Annotated in this window: 8 protein-coding genes; 7 read left to right on the top strand and 1 reads right to left on the bottom strand. The window is 47.1% G+C overall.

Annotation, left to right across the window (positions count from 1 at the left end; all coding sequences use genetic code 11):
• Nucleotides 1–387: 387 nt before the first annotated feature.
• The 7 genes from NDA03_RS20490 to NDA03_RS20460 all read left to right on the top strand — a co-directional run bounded on the left by NDA03_RS20490 (nucleotide 388) and on the right by NDA03_RS20460 (nucleotide 18720).
• Entirely contained in the window at nucleotides 388–1227 is an 840-nt protein-coding gene (locus tag NDA03_RS20490) for a PEP-CTERM sorting domain-containing protein (protein WP_348238983.1), read from the top strand.
• A 165-nt stretch (nucleotides 1228–1392) separates the two neighbouring features.
• Nucleotides 1393–1524: a hypothetical protein gene (locus tag NDA03_RS20485; RefSeq protein ID WP_348238982.1), complete on the top strand. Its 132-nt coding sequence runs from the start codon at nucleotides 1393–1395 to the stop codon at nucleotides 1522–1524.
• Nucleotides 1525–2414: 890 nt separating this feature from the next.
• A complete protein-coding gene (locus tag NDA03_RS20480) occupies nucleotides 2415–3263 on the top strand; it encodes a choice-of-anchor L domain-containing protein (protein WP_190411652.1) in 849 nt (282 codons plus the stop codon).
• 943 nt (nucleotides 3264–4206) lie between these two features.
• Nucleotides 4207–5025 (top strand): choice-of-anchor L domain-containing protein, encoded by an 819-nt coding sequence (locus tag NDA03_RS20475; protein ID WP_190679265.1) that lies wholly within the window; start codon nucleotides 4207–4209, stop codon nucleotides 5023–5025.
• A gap of 416 nt (nucleotides 5026–5441) precedes the next feature.
• Nucleotides 5442–6890 (top strand): F0F1 ATP synthase subunit beta, encoded by a 1449-nt coding sequence (gene atpD, locus NDA03_RS20470; protein ID WP_190411654.1) that lies wholly within the window; start codon nucleotides 5442–5444, stop codon nucleotides 6888–6890.
• Nucleotides 6891–6988: 98 nt separating this feature from the next.
• The gene (atpC, locus tag NDA03_RS20465) at nucleotides 6989–7405 is read left to right on the top strand and encodes an ATP synthase F1 subunit epsilon (protein ID WP_190428339.1); all 417 of its coding nucleotides are present in this window, start codon (nucleotides 6989–6991) and stop codon (nucleotides 7403–7405) included.
• A gap of 809 nt (nucleotides 7406–8214) precedes the next feature.
• Nucleotides 8215–18720, top strand: a complete 10506-nt coding sequence (locus NDA03_RS20460) for a CHAT domain-containing protein (RefSeq protein ID WP_348238981.1) — start codon at nucleotides 8215–8217, stop codon at nucleotides 18718–18720.
• 27 nt (nucleotides 18721–18747) lie between these two features.
• Here NDA03_RS20460 and NDA03_RS20455 read toward each other — a convergent pair whose 3' ends face one another.
• Nucleotides 18748–19620, bottom strand: coding sequence for an S-methyl-5'-thioadenosine phosphorylase (locus tag NDA03_RS20455; protein ID WP_190411657.1), 873 nt, complete (start codon nucleotides 19618–19620; stop codon nucleotides 18748–18750).
• Between the last annotated feature and the right edge of the window lie 111 nt (nucleotides 19621–19731).

Genomic DNA, 19731 nt, shown 5'->3' with positions numbered 1-19731 from the left:
GCAAGGGGGCATGGCGGCGGGAGTTGTCTCTTTCATTTATCACACCATAACGTGAAATGGTTGCCATGCCTGTATTATACCTTTTTAGAGTCTTGTTTTTCGTTTAAGCACCGTTAGGAAAGGTATGGCAGACTATTTCTAGATGAAGGCAGGGTTCGGGCGATCGCGCTTCGGGATACTACCATCAGTATCTACCACTCAATTGAAAGCGATCGCCAGTTGGCGAGACGAATTCATAATCAGGGCATTCTAAGAATTTCTACCGATCTATAAGAGCTTTCTCGATCGCACTTTAGGGTATTCATCGCATTACCCTTCAGATTTCATGCGATCGCACGGGCTGGGTATTCAGACCGCAACATTCACCTATTTGGAGTCAAAAGTTTAATGGCTATTTCTACTCTGGTTAAGAAATTTATTCCTCATGCGGTCATAGTAGCAACCGCAGCCCTCGCAGCAATCGCCGCGGTTGCTCCAGCCCAAGCTTTAACCTTCTACTCGGATCGTGCCGCCTTCAATGCTGGATCAAAAAATCTCCTGAATATTGACTTTGAAGATTTGTACACAGACGATAACAACTACTGGGGATCGACATACTACGGATACAGCACCATTACGGAGAAAGGTGTCCAGTTCACAGATTCTTACAAGCTTGGGATGGGGGGTTCCAGCTACTATGGCAACTACTATGGCTTAGGGTCAGGTGATGTGCTATATAGCAGTGGCTCTAGCTCCTCGTACTCAGAGTCATACGGTGGCAATTCCTACTCCGGTTCCTATAGCAACCTCCTCAACATTCTTCTCCCCTCTGATACGACAGCGATCGCATTCGATTTCAAGAACTTTTCTGGGGGTTCTGTCTTTAAGATGAGTATCGATGACCAGATATTTGATTTCAATCCCTCAATTAATTTTGTTGGATTCACATCTGATACGGCAATCAGCTCAATCAAGTTGCTGGGAGTTCCCCACCACTTCTCCTGGAACCAGGACGGTCTCAGAGACACCAACAACGATGGCGTCATCGACAGCAACGACACCGACTCCTTGACCCAAACTGGCTTCTATGCCGATGCAAGTCTCGATAACTTCACTTTCGGGGAAGCGGCTAAATCAGCGTCCGAACCCGCTTCAGTCCCCGAACCCGCTTCAGTGCTAGGTTTGCTAGCAGTGGGCGCTTTGGGTGCAGGTTCACAGAGCAAGCGCAAACAGCAAAGCAAAGCTTAAGATAACAGCCAATCCGCCTCGCGCCAGATTAACTGCGTGACTGCCATGCCTTCCTTGTCGAAGGCATGGCAGTTTTTTTGCGGAATTATTCAGCCGAGGGTTTCCCTGGGTGCGAACTGACTCTTTCAGCGCTTCGCTATCGCGCTGGTGAATGAGGAGGATGCAGTGTCTTGCCTAAGAATGCCCGGAATGCGATCGCCCGAAGATAAAGCGAATGTATTCCGGACAAATTCCTGGCAATCGTCGAAACAAGCAAAAAGCACTAAAAACTTAATCCGCCTGGGATGGCAAAGATAGTTTAGGTGGTTGAGTGCCTATCTTAGGCATAAGAGTACGACGTTTAACCCAAAACCCAATTTTGACTGCTAGCTAGCTGTGTCTTTTAGGAAGCACAGCTTTTTTTATGGCTACTCACTTGCTCTTGATGCCGTCATCTCATTACTGATTCAACGATGAGGGCGATCTCCGCTGCTGGCAGGAACCCAAAGGTAATACGGCATTGTCTCTCGGTTGAGTATACAAGAGAGCGATCACTCTGAATTCACTTGCCTTACGCAAAGGTGCGAACTGACAAGTCAGCGCTTCGCTATCACGTCCTGCCTAAGAATGCCTTACAAGCGATCGCCCGACGATGAAGCCAAGCTCTTGCAGGCAGATTGCAGCCAATAAAAACCTGTTCTACGTAATACTTCTTAAGTAAATTTACGTAGCCCTTAACTTAGAGCTTTATAGAATCTTCATTTATTTTTCAGCAGCAAATTGCTATTAAAGCTTTATTGGATAAGAAATTCCGCAACTATTCTTCCTTTACAACTTATTTTATTATTATAAACTTTCTGTAAAGCTACGGATAAACTTTGATGAGTAAACACTATACCTGGAAAGGATTTCACGGCTTGATGACTGATAAGTAGAAACAACATTAAAACCTAAGTAATTTCTACAAATCGTTTTTTTCTAACTTTACAGGATTCACTTATTGACATTTTGAGTTAAATATACACCTGTATAAGGGCTGAAGAATTATCAAAATTAATGCTAGCCCTTCCGAAATACGCATACTTTTACCTGTATTCAAAGTAAGCCTAAGAAACGAACTTTCTAAGTAGTTACAGCTTCTGTTTATAAAAAAGCTGCGAACACCTAGGCATTTTCACTGCCAGCATCTATCTTGTATGAGACCGACTATGAATCTTTTTGCTAAAATCTCTGCTTCAGCCGCTATTGGTGTTACTGCTGCCCTGACGATGTTTGGGAATTCAGCAATGGCGTTCACAGTAACTCCAAACAACAATACGAATGCTTTGCTGCAAGCCTTGTTAGGCGACACGACTGGATTGAGTAACTTTTCTGTCAATGCCACAGGCAATGCTACTGCTTTTGGTCTTTTCAGTGACGACCCCTTCGGTTTGAAAGATGGCATCATCTTGAGTACCGGGAATGTCACCAATGTAGTGGGTCCTAATAATGCTCCAGGTAATGGTACAAGTTTCGGAACACCAGGTGATACGGAGGGTTCCTTTGATTTGGCTCAGCTCGATATTAGCTTTGACGCTGACGCTACCGTAGATAAGCTGTTCTTCGAGTATGTCTTCGGCTCGGAAGAGTTCCTAGAGTACGCTGGTACCGGGTACAATGACTCTTTTGAACTGTTGCTTAATGGTGTCAACCTAGCTAAGTTGACCGATGGCAAAACCGTCACGATTAACAACCTTGTTCCCAATCTCAACAGCCCTTATCACGCCGACTACATTGACAATCCAGAAGGGAGTCCTGGCACTGAGTTAGATGGCTACACCAAAACCTTGGCTTTCGAGGGTTTGCTGAACAAAAATGCCAAGAACACTCTCAGCATCAGGATTAAGGATGTAACTGATAGTCAATTAGATTCGGCTGTATTCATCAAAGGGAAGTCTGTGGGAGTCGTAGAGCCTCCGAAGGATGTTCCTGAACCCAGCTTGATGCTTGGTTTGCTGAGTGTTGGTGGTATGACCTTGATCAGCCGTCGCAACAAGCAAAAAGCACTAAAAGCTTAATCCGGCAGGATGGCAAAGATAGTTTAGGTGGTTTGCCTATCTTAGGCGCAAGAGTCTGATCTTGGACTCAGAACGCATAATTTTGACAAAGCTGTGTCTTTACAGAAGGCACAGCGATTTTTTTTATGGCTACTAACTTGCTCTTGCTGCTGTGATCTCGTTACTGATTCAACGATGAGGGCAATCTCCGCTGCTGGCAGAAACCCAAAGGTGAGACGGCATTCTCTCTCGATTGAGTATACAAGAGAGCGATCGCTCTGAATTCACTTGCCTCACATAAAGGTGCGAACTGACTCTTTCAGCGCTTCGCTATCGCGTCTTGCTCATCCACTAGCGCGATCGTAGTGCGTCTTGCCTAAGAATGCCTTACAAGCGATCGCCCGACGATGAAGCCAAGCTCTTGCAGGCAGATTGCAGCTAATAAAAACCTGTTCTACGTAATACTTCTTAAGTAAATTTACGTAGCTGTTAACTTAGAGCTTCATAGAATCTTCATTTATTTTTCAGCAGCAAATTACTATTAAAGCTTTATTGGATAGGAAATTCCGCAACTATTTTTCCCTTGTAAGTTATTTTATAATTGTAAGTTTTCTGTAAAGCTGCGGATAAATATTGATGAGCAGATACCTTGCCTGAAAAGGCTTTCATGCCTTGATAGCTGGTAAGCAAAAACAACATTAAAGCCTAAGTAATTTCTACAGTTCGTCTTTCTCCAACTTTATAAAATTCACTTATTGACATTTTGAGCCGAATATACATTTGTATAAGTGCTGAAGAATTATCAAAATTAATCAGTAGCTTTTACGAAATACGCATACTTGTACCTGTAGTAAAAGTAAGCCTAAGGAACAAACTTTCTAAGTAGTTACAGCTTCTGTTTATAAAAAAGCTGCGAACACCTAGGCATTTTCACTGCCAGCATCTATCTTGTATGAGACGAACCATGAATCTTATTAGTAAAATCTCTGCTTCAGCCGCCATTGGTGTTACTGCTGCCCTGACGATGTTTGGGAATTCAGCAATGGCGTTCACAGTAACTCCAAACAACAATACGAATGCTTTGCTGCAAGCCTTGTTGGGTGATACGACTGGATTGAGTAACTTTTCAGTCAGTGCTACAGGCAATGCTGATGCTTTTGGTCTTTTCAATGACGACCCCTTCGGTTTGAAAGATGGCATCGTCTTGAGTACCGGGAATGTCACCGATGTAGTGGGTCCTAATGATTCTCCAGCTACTTCAGGTTCCGGAACATTGGCTCAGCTCGATATTAGCTTTGATGCTGGCGCTTCAGTAGAGAAGCTGTTCTTCGAGTATGTCTTCGGCTCGGAAGAGTTCGTAGAGTTCGGTGGTTCCTCGTTCAACGACTCTTTCGAACTGTTGCTCAATGGCGTCAACCTAGCTAAGTTGACCGATGGAAAAATCGTCACGATCAACAACCTTGTTCCCAATGCGGCTGGGCCTTATCACGCCGACTACATTAACAATCCCGCAGGGAGTCCTGGCACTGAGTTAGATGGCTACACCAAAACCTTGACCTTTGAAGGTTTGCTCAACAAAAACGCCAAGAACACTCTCACCATCAAGATTCAGGATGTCGGTGATGTTTCATTAGATTCCGCTGTGTTCATCAAAGGGAAGTCTGTGAGAGTCGTGCAGCCTCCGAAGGATGTTCCTGAACCCAGCTTAATGCTGGGCTTGCTGAGTGTTGGTGGTATGACCTTGATCAGCCGCCGTAACAAGCAAAAAGCGCTGAAGGCTTAATCCGGTTTGGATGGCAAAGATATTGGGTTAAGTGCCTATTTTGAATTAGGCGCAAAAGTAGGATCTTTGATCCGAAGCATAATTGTAAATAGTGCTGTGTCTTTACAGAAGGCACAGCCCTTTTTTTATGGCTATTAACTGGCTCTTGATCCCGTCATCTCGTTACTGATTCAACGATTAAGGCAATCTCCGGCGCTGGTAGGAACCCGAAGGTGAGACGGTATTCTCTCTCGATTGAGGACATAAAAGAGCGAACTGACAAGTTAGCGCTTCGCTATCACATCCTATATGGGGATCAACTCAAGCCGCCAGACAGATTCGGCATCCTTTCAGTGGTACTCTGGAAAATGGCATTGCTAAATGTTAAGACTGTTTTCCCGTATCTATACAGATAGATTCACAACATAGGCACAAGCATGGTAGCCACCACAGACAAGACAAACGTAGGGCGTATTACCCAAATCATCGGTCCCGTTATCGATGCGGAGTTTCCCAGCGGCAAAATGCCGCAGATTTACAATGCCTTAAAAGTTGAAGGCAAAAACGAAGCCGGACAGGACGTGTCCGTAACCTGCGAAGTGCAGCAACTTTTGGGTGACAACCAAGTGCGTGCTGTTTCCATGAGTTCCACCGATGGTTTGGTGCGCGGCATGGAAGTAGTAGACACCGGCGCTGCCATTACCGTACCCGTTGGCCCTGCCACTCTGGGTCGGATTTTCAACGTTCTTGGCGAACCCGTAGACAATAAAGGGCCAGTCAATACTGAAGAAACCTTCCCCATCCACCGTCCGGCTCCCAAGTTCACTGACTTGGAAACGAAGCCATCGGTGTTTGAAACCGGAATCAAGGTGTTAGACCTGCTGGCTCCTTATCGCCGTGGTGGCAAGATTGGTTTATTCGGCGGTGCTGGTGTTGGTAAAACCGTCATTATGATGGAACTGATCAACAACATCGCGATCAATCACGGTGGTGTGTCTGTGTTCGGCGGTGTGGGAGAGCGTACCCGCGAGGGAAATGACCTCTACAACGAAATGAAAGAATCTGGGGTTATCAAAGAAGATAACCTCAGCGAATCGAAAATCGCTCTAGTCTACGGTCAGATGAACGAGCCACCCGGAGCGAGAATGCGCGTTGGGTTAGCCGCACTGACAATGGCTGAGTATTTCCGCGATGTCAGTAAGCAAGACGTGCTGCTGTTTATCGACAACATCTTCCGGTTTGTGCAAGCGGGTTCGGAAGTATCAGCGCTACTGGGACGGATGCCTTCTGCTGTGGGATATCAGCCGACTCTGGCAACAGATATGGGCGACCTGCAAGAGCGAATCACCTCCACCACCGAAGGTTCGATTACCTCAATTCAGGCCGTCTACGTACCAGCCGACGACTTGACCGACCCCGCGCCAGCAACCACCTTTGCCCACTTGGACGGAACCACTGTGTTGTCTCGTGGCTTAGCAGCGAAGGGAATTTATCCCGCTGTTGACCCGCTAGATTCCACTTCCACCATGTTGCAACCCAGTGTTGTTGGTGAGGAACACTACGCGATTGCTCGTGAAGTTCAGGCAACGCTACAGCGCTACAAAGAGCTGCAAGACATCATCGCCATTCTGGGTCTGGATGAATTGTCTGAAGATGACCGCTTGACGGTGGCTCGTGCGCGTAAGATTGAGCGTTTCTTGTCTCAGCCGTTCTTCGTGGCAGAAGTCTTCACCGGATCTCCAGGGAAATACGTGAATCTGCAAGAAACAATCAACGGTTTCAAGAAGATTCTGTCTGGAGAGCTGGATTCATTGCCAGAGCAGGCTTTCTACATGGTCGGCAATATTGAAGAAGCGATCGCTAAAGCTGAAAAAATCAAAAGCTAGTCCATAGGCATTTGCCATTAGTCATTAGCCTTTTTTCACTGGCTAATGACTAATGACCAATGACCAATGACCAACTAACAACTGACAACTCACAAATTATGGCTTTAACTGTTCGCGTTGTTTCTCCCGACAGAACTGTCTGGGATTCTAGTGCTGAAGAAGTAATTCTGCCTAGCACTACAGGTCAACTCGGTATCCTCAGCGGTCATGCTCCTTTATTGACCGCACTGGATATCGGTGTCATGCGTGTCCGTTCTGGTAAAGATTGGGTGCCCATCGCCCTCATGGGTGGCTTTGCAGAAGTGGATGAGAATGAAGTAACCATTCTGGTTAACGGTGCCGAGCGCGGCGACAAAATCGATCGGGAACAAGCCCGTGCTGCTTATACCGAAGCTGAGGCGAGGCTTAATCAGGTTGAGGGTGGTGGTTCCCGTCAAGAGCAAATTCAGGCAACTCAAGCCCTCAGACGCGCCCGCGCTCGTTTTCAAGCTGCTGGTGGCATGGTTCAAGCCTAAAGTCTGTCAATACTCAAGTCTTCTGAAAAGCTTCTCCTGTAACTCAACGGGAGAAGTTTTTCGTTTGGGAGAGGTTAACAATCATGAGTATTGCACTCAGCGAAGCGATCGCTTGCTTGAGAAATTTAGAGCGTTTGTCAGTTGGGTGGAATATAGTGCAGCTCTAACGTTCGGTAGGGACTTTTTGACTGCCATGTCCTTACAGATGTATCCCACTTCTCAATTCATCTGCAACTAATTTTGGATAGCTAATGGCAAGATTGCTAATCAATGAACAATTCGCAATAAAAAATAATATTTATAAAAGCTTACCCTACCTGATAATTTTTCCATCTATTCACCCTTAAATGACCGAGCCGATTCACAACGTATATTTCGGCTAAAAATTACTATTAAAAAATACATAAGTATTTTTAGATATTAATAATTATTTTTGCAGTTCTACATTTGCTTTTGACGAAGAATGATTAACCACTAGCCTGCTTTGTCTAAAAAATTAGGTTTGCTGCTGAATGGTCGAATATTAATCCTGACACCTGTGGAAAGTTAAAAAATGCAAAGTTGAGGCGGATCTTAAAAAGGCTTCAGTTGCAAGGAATTCAACAAGCAGCCTATAAAAACCAAAGCAAAAATAGCCAGCTTTATGAAAAGTTCCTAAAGCAAAATACCCATCTTTATGAACTCTTTAAAGTATTCAATATCTAATTAATAATTCCTTTATCAAAGCTGTGATATTACGGAGTGACTCAGAAAAATTGGGGGACTTTAGAGTTACCACAAATTTTTCATCAGCCCTAAGGAAGAGATTGATGTCAGTATTTACTAGCAGAATCGGTGCCCTGTTAGCCCTGTTGTTGTATGGGGGTTCTGTAGGTGCCACATCCACCTCAGCACAGTCAATCATTCCGGCTCCCAATGACACGAATACTCTGGTTAACCAGAATGGAAACCAGATTGACATTAGTGGCGGCACCCTTTCTAGTAATGGCTCGAATCTCTTCCACAGCTTCACTCAGTTTGGGCTGAATCAAAACGAGATAGGCAACTTCCTTTCAAACCCATCCATTCAAAACATCCTGGGTCGCGTCAATGGGGGAAATGCCTCAGTAATTAACGGTCTCATCCAGGTTACGGGTGGGAATTCAAACCTGTTCTTGATGAACCCCGCAGGCATTATCTTTGGCGCAGGAGCCAGCCTAAATGTGCCTGCCTCCTTCACCGCCACCACTGCTAACGGTATTGGCTTTGGGAGCAATTGGTTCAGCGCCACAGCTGCCAACGACTATAACGCTTTAATTGGTACGCCCAACGGCTTTGCCTTCGCAATGAGTCAGCCGGGAGCGATCGCAAATGCCGGAAACTTGGCAGTCAACCCCGGACAGAATTTAACCTTACTCGGTGGCACCGTAGTCAGTACCGGGCAATTGTCAGCACCGGGAGGTAATATCACGGTGGCAGCAGTGCCTGGTGAGAGCGTAGTACGCATTTCTCAGGCAGGAAGTTTACTGAGTGTAGAAATTCAACCCCTAGCAGCAGCAGGCAATCAACCGAATGACTGGAAGCTTCCGATTGCCTCCTTACCTCAGATGTTGACAGGTGCTGGGGATGTGGGAGCCACGAAAATGACTGTCGCCGCTGACGGCACGGTTTATTTAACAGGTTCCGGCACGGCGATACCCACAGATACAGGTACTGTAATTGCTTCTGGTTCCCTGAATACCTCAAACACTGCCCCAGGACAAACCGGAGGCACCGTCCAAATTGTCGGCAATAAAGTGGGATTGGTGGGTGCCAACATTAATGCTTCCGGCACCCTCGGCGGCGGCACAGTGCGAATTGGCGGCGATTATCAAGGGAAGGGCACACTACCAAATGCATCGCGCACCTACGTCAGTAGCGACTCTCTGATTGCCGCAGATGCTCTCCTCAACGGCAACGGCGGTAAGGTAATTGTTTGGGCAGATGAGACAACCCGCTTTTACGGCAATATTACAGCTCGTGGCGGCGCTAATTCTGGAAACGGCGGATTTGTTGAAGTTTCGGGTAAAGAGAATTTGCAATTTGCTGGAGTAGTGGATACTGTGGCTCCTTTTGGTCAGGTGGGCACTCTCCTCCTTGACCCCAAGAATATTACTATCACCTCAACCGGAACCATTACTAAAACTACGGACATACTCAATAACAATGACTTCGATGAATCTCCAGCCGCTAATGTAACAATCACCGGAAGTGCCCTTTCATCTGCGATTAATTCAGCTAGCGTGATTTTGCGGGCAAATAATGACATTACGGTTGATGATAACGTCACGGGTACCAGTGCGGGAAATGGGCTGACCTTGCAGGCGGGTCGTTCTATTGGCATCAACCCTGGGAAGACAATTACTTTAAATGGAGGCAACTTTATCGCCACCATTAATGACCAAAAAGCTAACCTCGCTCATCGAGATGCGGGTGCCGCTCAATTTAGTATGGGTACTGGCTCCCAAATCATCACCAAGGGCGGTTCTATAACCATTGAAAGTGGAACCGCAGCCGCCAGTGACAGTATTATTTCCCTCTCTGGTAGCCTTGACTCTTCTTCTATTACTAGCGACGGAGGAGCGATCGCGCTGACTGCCAGTGGCGACATAACTACCAATAGCTTAAACTCCAGTGCTTCTGTTACGGGTAATGGGGGTGAGATCACCCTCAAGAGTACGGGGGGAGCAATTAAGACAAATGGAAGTTTGGATTCTAGCTCTAAAATTGGCGACGGAGGAGCGATCGCGCTGACTGCCAGTGGCAACATTGCGGTAAATAACATCAATTCCTCTACTATTACTGGTGCCGGGAAAGATATCATCCTCACTGGCAATGTGTTGCTGAATGACAATGTCACCTTCAAAACTACAGGGACAACTGGCAACGGTAACATCACAATCACTGGCACACTGAATGGCATAAATCCAGCAGGCGGTCAAACTCTGAATCTGGAAGCTGGAACTGATGGCAGCATTGAGTTCGGTGGTGCTGTGGGTAACAGCAAGCCAATCGGCAACCTCACTGTCGTTAGTGCTAACAAGGTCACGCTCAACGGTAACGTCACCACAACCAGTAGCAGCAACATCAGCTTCTCCAGTCAGGTCGATATAAAAGGGGATGTGGCACTGACAGCCGATGAGATTAACTTTAACGGCGGCAATAATTCAGTTAGCGGAGTCGGCAAACTCACGCTTCAACCAACAACAACCACTCAAGCGATCGCCATCGGTGGTAATGCTGGTATGGGAAATGTTTTGGATCTAACAGCGACAGACTTGGCTGCATTGAAAGATGGCTTTAGTAAAATTACGATTGGTCGAAACAACGGGAGTGGAGCGATCGCAATTGATTCTGATGGTGTCACCTTCCAAGACCCCGTGACTATCAAAGCTCCTTCAGGCTCAATTGCAGTGAATGGGAAGATTACAGGGTTAGATAACGCTTCAATCACGCTCGACGCTGCAACAACTACGCTGAAGCAAGACATCACCACTGCAAGCGGGGACATCACCTTTAATAAAGATGTCGTGCTTGGTGCAGATGTCTCGCTTTCTTCCAATGGGGGCAATATCACCTTTAAGAAGACCGTTAATGGGGACCAAAAGTTAACACTTGATGCTAGCAGTGCGGGTGCGATTCAGTTTAACGGAGTTGGCAACGAATCAAACCCGCTCAACAGCTTGATCGTTAGCGCCGCAGATGTTGTCAACGTAACTGGTAACATCTACACTGTCAACGCTCTGACTTTTAACAGCAATGTAAACCTTAGTGGTAATACAGAGTTTAATGTCAAAACTGGTTCCCTGACCTTCTCTAAACTCCTGACCGCAGGCAGCCACGCACTGACTCTAACAGCGGATGAGATTAACTTAACCGGGGGAGCCGATTCAATAACTGGCACCAATACCGTTGTACTTCAGCCAAAGACACCTAGCAAACAGATTGCGATTGGCGGGATGTCTGATAGCGAGACAGGATTGACACCCGTAACGGATATTTTGGATCTGACAGCGACAGACCTTAGTGTATTAAAAGATGGCTTTAGCTCCATCACTATCGGACGGAATAATGGCAAAGGCTCCATTAACGTCAATGCGATCGCCTTAAAAGACTCGCTCTCCGTCCGGTCTCCTGAAGGTGGCAACATTAACTTCCTTGGCACTGTCGATGGGGCGAATAATCTAACCGTCAATGCTGGTACTGGGACAACAACCTTCCAGGAAGGCGTCGGGTTAATAACCCCCCTGGGAAATGGAACTGGGTCTGCCATCACCCTCCTCTCTACCGGATCAACCACTTTTTCCAACCAGCTATTAACTAACTCCGGAATCAGTGCCACTGGCTCTGTGGAGTTCTCTGGCAATGTCAAGATTGCAGCCGGAGATACAGAGACTACCCTCAACGGCGACGTCACTCTGGATGGAGTAAGTTTTGAGGCCGGTCGTAACGTCACTTTTGGCAATCAGACGACCCATAAAATTACCCTAAAAAAAGGCCCAGTTTCCATTAGCACCACAGCCAACAACGGCAATCTGGAATTCAATGGGTTAGTTGATGGAGCGCAAAACCTGAGCTTAGCAACCAACGGTGCTGGAAGCATCGCCTTCAAAACCGATGTGGGTAAGACTGCTGCAATTGGCATAGGCACCGGAGCCGCTATTGCTATTACCAGTAGTAAAACTACCTTTAACAGCACCCTCACCGCTAACTCCGGTATTACGGCTACTGGCGATGTCATTTTCAAAAGCAATGTCAACCTAAACGATGGTGACACAGCCACCACACTGAATGGCAACGTCACCTTAGATGGTCTCACCTTCAGTGCCGAGGATGGCGTTTCCTTTGGAGATGCCGCAACCGACAAAGTGACGCTTTCAGGTGGAGATGTCATCCTTAAGTCTACTAACAGCGCGATCGCTTTCAATAGCAAAATTGATGGAACGCAAAACCTGGAAGTAAATGCTGGGAGTGGCAACATTACCTTTAATAACGCTGTGGGTAGTAACACAGCACTGGACAACCTAACTATTAACAGTGGCAATCTGTTGACAATTACTGCCGACGCAGACATAAACTTGGCGGGAAAATTATTTGTGCAGAATGGCGTGGGTAAAGTGTCTACGGGTGGGGATATTACCGCAAGCAGCATTCAGTTTGGCCAGGGCGTTAGTTTAACTGAAAAGGTCTCTTTTAACACCAGTGGCAGTAATGGCGCGATCGCATTCAACAGCACAATTGATGGCAATCACAATCTCACCCTGAACGCAGGTAGCGGCAGTATTAACTTCAAGAATAACCTTGGCACCGTTACCTCTTTAGGCAACCTGACGATTGACAGCGGCAATGTCAACGCCAGTGCTGCCATCAACGCCGCTAACCTCACTCAAAAAGCTGGCAGCGGGACTTATAGTGCGATAACTGCCAGCGACATTCAGCTAACTGGTAATATTTTTAACCTCAATGGTGCCATCAATACTACGGGTGGCGGTGTCACGATTACCAACAGCGATTTGCTGACCATTGCCTCTGTTGCCGACATGAATTTGGCAGGAAAGTTTGTCCAGAATGGCACGGGTAATGTTGTCACGGGTGGGGATATTACCGCCAGCAGCATTGAATTTCACCAAGGCGTTAACTTAAGCGGTGATGTTAATTTTGATACTAGCGGTAGCAATGGCGCGATCGGTTTCAACAGTACAGTTGATGGTCAGAAAAATTTAACTGTGAACGCTGGTATCGGTGATATCACCTTCAACAGCACTGTCAATACTGCTAGCCTAGCTACCACTGGAGTTGGTGGGACAACCAAGCTCAACGGTAATGTGACCACTGCTAATAGTCAAAGCTATGGGAATAATGTCCTGTTGACCGGGGATATCATCCTAAAGGGGGATGAAATTGACTTTTTGGGTGGAACGGATTCGGTTGCTGGCACGGGAAATCTGACACTTCAGACAGCAACGGTGGGGAAAGCGATCGCAATTGGGTTCGATCAAGATGCTTCCCATCTAAATATCAACGATACCGATTTGGCAGCGTTAAAAGACGGATTTAGCAGCATCACCATTGGGAATGCTAGCAAAGGCCAAAACATCGTTGTAGATTCGGCAACCTTCAAAGATGCTGTAACGATTCAAGCTGGCAAAGGGACGCTGACGGTGCAGGGAACATCGCCGGGAATTACCAGTAATGCATCGATTCATCTCATCGGCGGTGCAACGACTCTTAATTCAGGCATTGATACCACAGATGGAGGCAATCTTACCCTCACCAATAGCGATGTGCTGAAGATTGCTTCGGGTACAAAGATGGACTTAAGCGGAGCTTTTGTGCAAAATGGCACGGGTAGCGTTTCCATAGCAGGCAATATCACCGCTAGCAGCATTCAATTTAACCAAGGAGTAAATCTTACAGGTTCTATCTCCCTGGAAACGAGTGCAGGCGATATTAGCTTTGGCAACACCTTGAATGGCAATCACGACCTAACTTTGACTGCCGGTACTGGTAACATCAATTTTACAGATGCGGTCGGGGGTAGCAACAAACTCGGTTCTGTAACCATTAACAGTGCCCAAAACGTACAAGCAGCAGCAATTACAGCCGATAGCATTACCCAAAGTGCAGGGAGTGGCACTACCACATTCAACGGCGCACTGAATACGAATAGCGCCAACGGCATTCACTTAAACGGCAACAACTTTGTTTTCAAAAGCCCAGTTACCACGACAAATAGTGGTGGCGTCAGTATCAACAATACTGGAACGCTGACAATTGATGCTGCCGCAGATATGAACCTCGATGGAGCCTTCAGTCAAGGTGGCACGGGAGGAGTCATTACCGCTGGAGATATTACTACCACCAACGACACTATCAGCTTCAGCGGTGCGGTGAACCTAACCGGCGCAGTCTCTCTCAACACGGGTGCGGGAGTAGGCGATATCAGCTTTAGCAATACTGTCAATGGAACTCAGAACCTGAATCTAGCAGCAGGTACTGGCAACGTTATCTTTAATAATTGGGTGGGAAAAAGCGCTGCACTCAGCAATTTGACTGTGAGTAATGCAGCATTGGTCGCATTTAAAAGCACTGCCAATCTGACCGGAAATCTCAATTTGACGGCTGCTGAAATTAACTTTGACGGGGGAGACAATACAATCGTTGGCGGCGGTACCGTTCAGCTTCAGCCTGCAAAACCCAATCAAGCGATCGCAATTGGCGGATTTGAAGAAACACCGGCGCTGGATATCACCCAAAAAGATATTAATGCCTTGGGTGGCTTTAAGCCCATCATCATTGGTAGTGACAGCGGAACTGGGACGATTGATGTCAATGCTGTCACCTTCAACGATCCGGTGAAAATTCAGTCTCCGAATGGCACGATTAACGTCAACGGGACAATTCAGGGAGCGGATGATGCTGCGATCGCTCTCAACGGTGCAACAACCAAATTGTGGGCAAACATTTCCACCCAGGGGCAAGACATTACCCTCGGTCAACTCGGCAAAACTGTGGAGCTTCAGACCGATATTGCACTTGCAAGCGGCGGTGGTAACATCATCTTTGAAGGCAATGTTAGCGCTCAAGCCGATAGCAAGCAGGGGCTGACGCTCAATCCGGGTGCAGGTCAAGCGATTTTTAAAGGGAACGTCGGTAGTCCGAATCTCCTGGAGTATTTGACTATCAATAATGACTTGGGTGTTGTGATTATTGGTGGCGAGAATGCAACCTTAAAAGGCAACAGCGCCGATGTATACCAACAATTGACTGTCAACGCCAAGCAGACACTCTTATCAGGCATCATCACGACTTTGGATGGCAACATCATTTTTAATGGTGATGTCACTCTGACGGATGATACTTTCCTCAATACAGGTTTCTTGGGTGCGGGTAACATTTCTTTCAATGGCACCCTGGATAGCGAAAAGGGCGAATACAACGACCTAAAGATGATCGCAGGCACCGGCAACATCTTCTTCGGCAAAACGGTGGGTGCGGGAGATGGTAAAGGGTTAGGCGCAATCTTAATTGAGAATGCTACCGATGTGACCGCCATTTCGACGATTGTTGCAGACAGTCTGACGCAGTTATCTGGTAGCACTACGACGCTGGCAGGTGACATTACGACAACTAAGCCAGCTGGTGTAAATATTACCGCCAATAATATTCAGGCGGGAGGCAGTCTCAACACCAATGGTGGCAAGGTAAATCTAAATGGGAATGGCGGAGTCAGCGCTAGCAATATCACTTCCAAAGGTGGGGAAATTAGCCTCAATAGTAGCTCTGGTGCGATCGCTAGTAATGGCACTTTAGATTCATCCGGCGGTAAGGTAAATCTCACCGCCAATCAAGGCGTCACCGCTAGCAATATCACTTCCAAGGGTGGGGAAATTAGCCTCAATAGTAGCTCTGGTGCGATCGCGAGTAATGGCACTTTAGATTCATCTGGCGGCAAGGTTAATCTCACCGCCAATCAAGGCGTTACCGCAGCCAATATTACTTCCAAAGGTGGGGAAATTGCTCTCAATAGTAGCTCTGGTGCGATCGCGAGTAATGGCACTTTAGATTCATCTGGTGGCAAGGTTAATCTCACTGCCAATCAAGGCGTCACCGCAGCTAATATTACTTCCAAAGGTGGGGAAATTAGCCTGAATAGTAGCTCTGGCGCGATCGCTAGTAATGGCACCCTCGATTCCTCCGGTGGCAACGTTAATCTAAATGGTAAGACTGGCGTCACCGCAGCGAATATCACTTCTAAAGGTGGGGAAATTGCTCTAAATAGTAGCTCTGGTGCGATCGCTAGTAACGGCACTTTAGATTCATCCGGTGGCAAGGTTAATCTCACCGCCAATCAAGAAATCACCACCAACAATATCACCTCTAAGGGTGGGGGAATTAGCCTTACCAGCGACACGGGAGCCATTAAAACCGCAGCCTTGGACTCGTCTTCTGCAACGGGTGCTGGCGGTGCGATCGCTCTCAACAGCAAACAAGGCGCGATACAAACGGGAAGTTTAATATCCAAAGGCGATACGGATGCTGGGGGAATTACAGTTATCGCCAATGACAGCATCACGACTCTGGATCTAGACGCAACAGCGACTAAAGGTGCTGGAAATGCGATCGCGCTTACCAGCCAAAACGCAGCCGTACAGACGGGAAATGTGAAAACTTCCGGTTCTCCCATCACCGTCTCCGCTCAAGACAATATCACTGCTGCCAATATTGATTCTGCTTCCGAAAAAGGCACCGGGGGAGCGATCGCACTTACCAGCCAAAAAGGAGCCATTACCGCTGCAAATGTGACCTCCAAAGGTACAACCGGCGGGGGTGCAGTCACCGTTGCGGCTCCAGGTAGCATCACCACGGCAAATATTGACACATCTTCTACCAATGGCACCGGCGGCGCGATTCGCCTAACGGCGATAGCTCCGCTTCACGCTCTCCTAAGCGATGCAGCAGCCATTCAAAGCGGCAATTTGCTCTCCCAAGGAACAGCAGGCGGTGGGGATATTGAAGTTTCCGCTCAAGGCATCATCACTGCTGGAGTTATCGACTCTAGTTCCAGCTTCGGTAAAGGTGGCAATGTCACCTTGGCAAACCCGCTGATTGAACTCAATAAAAAGCCAATTGATGACATTCAAGTTGTCTCCATCAATGCCCAAAGTGGAGGAAGCGCCTTCGGAGGCGTTGTTAAAATTACAACCGATCGGTTTTTCCGCGCTACAGGCACCTTCACCGATTCCAAAAACCCATTTGCAACCAGCATTTCTACAATTGGAGGCGCTGGGGACGGCGCGATTCTGATTTCCCACGGAGGCGGTTCCTCCTTTACTCCCTTCGTGGTAGGAGATGCTACAGAAAACGGTACGGCTGGCGCTCTCACCACCGGAACTGGGTTCCTCAGTACGATTTTGCCATCCAAAGAATTTCCTGGCCCTTACCGCCAAGGCAATATTCAAATTACTCCCCGCCGTCCGGGAGACAACCTGCTTCCCTACTTCGGCGCGATGCCCCTAAATACGCCTGCTAGCGTCTCTGACGTAACCATTGATACGACGAGCGACCTAGATGGCACGATTACCTCTAAATTTGACCAACATCTGGGGCAAATGGGGAATATCACCAATCCGAAAGAAGCCGCCAACTTACTGAACCAAATCGAAAAGCAGACGAGCATCAAATCAGCATTTGTTTATGCAGTCTTTGCGCCCGATCAAGTTTCTAGCAGCCAGAAAAGTCAAATTAACAAAGACGATGAGCGACTAGAGCTAATTCTGGTAACAGCAGAGGGAAAAAGCAAACGGGTGCGCGTAGCAGGCAGTAAGCGATCGCAAATCCTGAAAGCCGCTGGAAAGTTGCGGAACACCATTACCAATAAAAATAAACTGAATGACGACTATCGTGCCCCCGCAGAACAACTGTATCAGTGGCTAATTGCACCTATCAAGGACGAGTTAGAAGCCCAAGGTATCCAGAATTTAGTCTTCATTATGGATGCAGGCTTGCGATCGCTTCCTATCGCCGCCCTCCACGATGGTCAACAGTTTTTAATCGAGAAATATAGCATCGGTCTCATGCCTAGCCTCAGCCTTACCGATACCCGCTACGCTAACATTAAAAACGCTAAAGTCTTGGCAATGGGTGCCGACCGCTTTACCAACAAAACGCAAAATCCATTGCCTGCTGTGCCGATAGAATTGTCGATGATTACTTCTAAGCTATGGCAAGGTAAATCCTTCCTCAACGAAGCTTTCACCCTCAAGAATTTAAAAGCACAACGCACTTCCACGCCCTACGAAATTATCCACCTCGCAACTCATGCAGAATTTAAGTCAGGGGCACTCGGTAACTCCTATATTCAGCTGTGGGACACCCAATTGAGATTGGATCAAGTGCGTCAGTTGGGCTGGAATAAACCAGCGGTAGAATTATTAGTGCTGAGTGCCTGTCGTTCAGCACTGGGAAATGAAGAAGCCGAGTTGGGCTTTGCCGGGTTTGCGGTGCAAGCAGGCGTGAAGTCAGCGCTGGCAAGTCTTTGGTACGTCAGCGATGAAGGCACATTGGGGCTGATGACAGATTTCTACAAAGAATTGAAAAAAGCCCCTATTAAGGCGGAAGCTTTGCGACAGGCACAGCTAGCAATGTTAAAGGGAAAGGTGCGGCTAGAAGGGGGACAACTGCATACTTCTGATGGCAATATGCCTCTACCTTCCTCTCTTGCATCAATCGGAGATAAAGACCTAAAGCATCCTTATTTCTGGTCAGCTTTCACAATGATTGGGAGTCCTTGGTAGAAAGTTAATGCATGAAAAACCCGCTGACTACAAATACTTCTTCAACAGCAACTCCATTTTCTCCTTCGTTGCTGCCGGAACGTTCTCTAGTCGCGTGAGGATTGCATATTTTAAAGCCGAGTGAGCATCAGAAACTGGCGGATTTTCACTCAGACGCCGAACAGTTTCTTGAATTACTTTTTGAGCATTGGTTGCATTGCGTTGCAGATTGGCAATCACCATTTCTACCGTTACGCTGTCGTGATCGGGGTGCCAACAATCATAATCGGTTACTAATGCTAAGGTTGCATAAGCAATTTCTGCTTCTCTGGCTAACTTCGCCTCTGGTAAATTAGTCATGCCAATGATTGTGGCACCCCAACTGCGATAAAGATGCGATTCAGCTTTTGTAGAAAATGCGGGTCCTTCCATACAAACATAAGTACCACCGCGATGGAGCGTGACATCGGGTAAGTTTAAAGATGCGATCGCATCTGCTACAACTCCAGCCAATTGATTGCACACGGGATCGGCAAACCCAATATGAGCCACAATCCCTTCCCCAAAAAAGGTAGAAACTCGATTCTTGGTGCGGTCAATAAATTGATCCGGCACTACCATATCTAAAGGTTTCGCTTCTTCTTTGAGAGAACCCACCGCCGATGCAGAGATCAGGTACTCGACGCCTAGCTGCTTCATGGCGTAGATGTTGGCTCGAAACGGCAACTCAGAAGGCAACAGCGTGTGATTGCGACCGTGACGTGCCAGAAAAGCCACTCGCGTTCCTTCCAAAGTTCCCAATATCAAAGCATCAGAGGGGAAGCCAAAAGGCGTGGAGATTTGCATCTCTTCTACATCTTTGAGCGCCTCCATCTTGTAGAGACCGCTGCCACCGATAATCCCAATCCGAGCCTGAGTCATTTTTTTGCCTTCTTGCTACAACGCCAAGCTATTTTACGGGAAATTAGGGAGTGTTTGGATAGGCAATCTGATTTGTCAATGATGAGAATCACCAAATCATGAAGGAATTGT

The sequence above is a fragment of the Trichocoleus sp. Lan genome (genome assembly GCF_039961855.1).
GTDB lineage: Bacteria > Cyanobacteriota > Cyanobacteriia > Cyanobacteriales > FACHB-T130 > FACHB-T130.
The sequence above is the reverse complement of the archived record's forward strand: the minus strand, read 5'-3'. Positions and strand labels throughout refer to the sequence as shown.